The sequence below is a fragment of the Chloroflexota bacterium genome (assembly GCA_015478725.1).
Taxonomy (GTDB): Bacteria; Chloroflexota; Limnocylindria; order Limnocylindrales; family CSP1-4; genus C-114.
This window is the reverse complement of sequence record JADMIG010000098.1, coordinates 1-1,610: the sequence shown is the minus strand read 5'-3', so window position 1 is coordinate 1,610 and position 1,610 is coordinate 1. Positions and strand designations below refer to the sequence as shown.

Sequence of the window (1,610 nt, the reverse complement as noted above, 5' to 3'; positions counted from 1 at the left end):
CGGTGCGCGCGTCCGCGTAAAAAGCTCTCCTTCCTGGAAGAATGGTTGTTACCACAGCAACACAATCCACCAGGAGGAGAGCTCCTTGAAAGTGCACCGTAGTCGCTCGGTCCGTCGCGCCAAAGTGATACCCGACGCCAAGAACTTGGTCAGCCATGCCGGTGCCGCGTTGCTGGCCGAGCTGGCCGATCGCAGCGGGTTGACCGAGGCGATGTCGTCGGCCATGGAGGATTGTGGGATCAACTGGCACACCCACGATCCCGGTGTCGTGCTCACCCATCTGGCTGTCGCGATCGCGGACGGAGCGGACTGCCTGGCCGACATCGCCGCCCTCAAAGAACAAGAGGAGCTCTTCGGTCCGGTGGCGTCTGTGGCCACGGCCTGGCGGGCGGTGCACGCCACCGCCGTCTTCGAACTACGGGCCATCCCACTCGCCCTGGCCGAGGCGCGTGCACGCGTCTGGGCGGCGCAGCCACCGGTCGGTCCGATGGTCTGGGACTTCGACTCCACCTTGCTCGATGTGCACGCCGAGAAAGAGGACGCCGCCGCCACGTATAAGCGCGGCTTCGGGTTCAACCCCTTGGGCGCCTGGTGCGACAACACCAAGGAGCCCCTGGGCGCGATCTTGCGCCCGGGCAACGCCGCCCCGGGGGACACCGACGACCACCTCGAGTTGCTCGAGCAGGTGGTCCGAGCCGTGCCACCCGAATACGCCCTGGGTCACGAAGAAGGTGACGACCCCGCCTTGGTCGTCCATCCCGTCTTGGTCCGGGCCGACTCGGCCGGGGCTTCCCATCGTTTCGTCCAATCGCTGACCGACGCCAACTTCGACTACTCGATTGGCTTTCCCATCAGGGGTTCTGTGCGTGACGCATTGCTGTTGGCCCAAGAAGAGGACTGGGTGCGGGCGACAGAGCTCGACGGGGGGGTCCGAGACGGTGCCGAGGTGATCGAGCTGACCGAGATCATCGAGCTCAAGGGCTGGCCGGCCGACATGCGGATGATCTGTCGGCGCGAACGCCCGCACCCGGGCGCCCAGCTCTCGCTCTTCGACACCCATGCTGGTTGGCGCCACACCTGCTTTGTCACCAACACCAAAGGTGACGGCATCGCCGCCTTGGAGTTGCGCCACCGCGGCCACGCCCGCGTCGAAGACCGCGTGCGGTGCTGGAAGGCGTGTGGACTGGCCAACCTGCCCTTCGACGGCTTCTGCGCCAACCAAGCCTGGGTGGCGGTCTCGCTCATCGCCGGGTCACTCCTGGCCTGGAGCCAGATGACTCGTTTCGACGGCGCGCTGGCCAAGGCCGAGCCCAAGACGATTCGCTACCGCGTCCTGCATGTAGCCGCCGTACTCGCTCACCGCGGCCGTGACCTCATCGTGCATCTCGACGAGACCTGGCCCTGGGCCAGCGAACTGGCCGCCGCCTTCACTCGCCTACGCGCCGCCTTCCCATAGCGCATTGGGTCCCGGCGCCCGACCCCGAAGCGATTCCGCAGGGCGTGACATCACGAGAGAGGGCATGGGACCGGGGTCCCTCACGCCCCGGATGCACTCACAACGCCATCAACGGGTCAGTGAACCAACTTGTAGTTCCTGGGGCTCTTCGCCA

The 1,610-nt window shown here is 66.3% G+C and carries 1 protein-coding gene; it reads left to right on the top strand.

Annotated features, from left to right (window positions below; genetic code table 11):
* Window positions 1–91 precede the first annotated feature (91 nt).
* The gene (locus tag IVW53_15925; protein MBF6607051.1) at window positions 92–1,456 is read left to right on the top strand and encodes an IS1380 family transposase; all 1,365 of its coding nucleotides are present in this window, start codon (window positions 92–94) and stop codon (window positions 1,454–1,456) included.
* Window positions 1,457–1,610 lie beyond the last annotated feature (154 nt).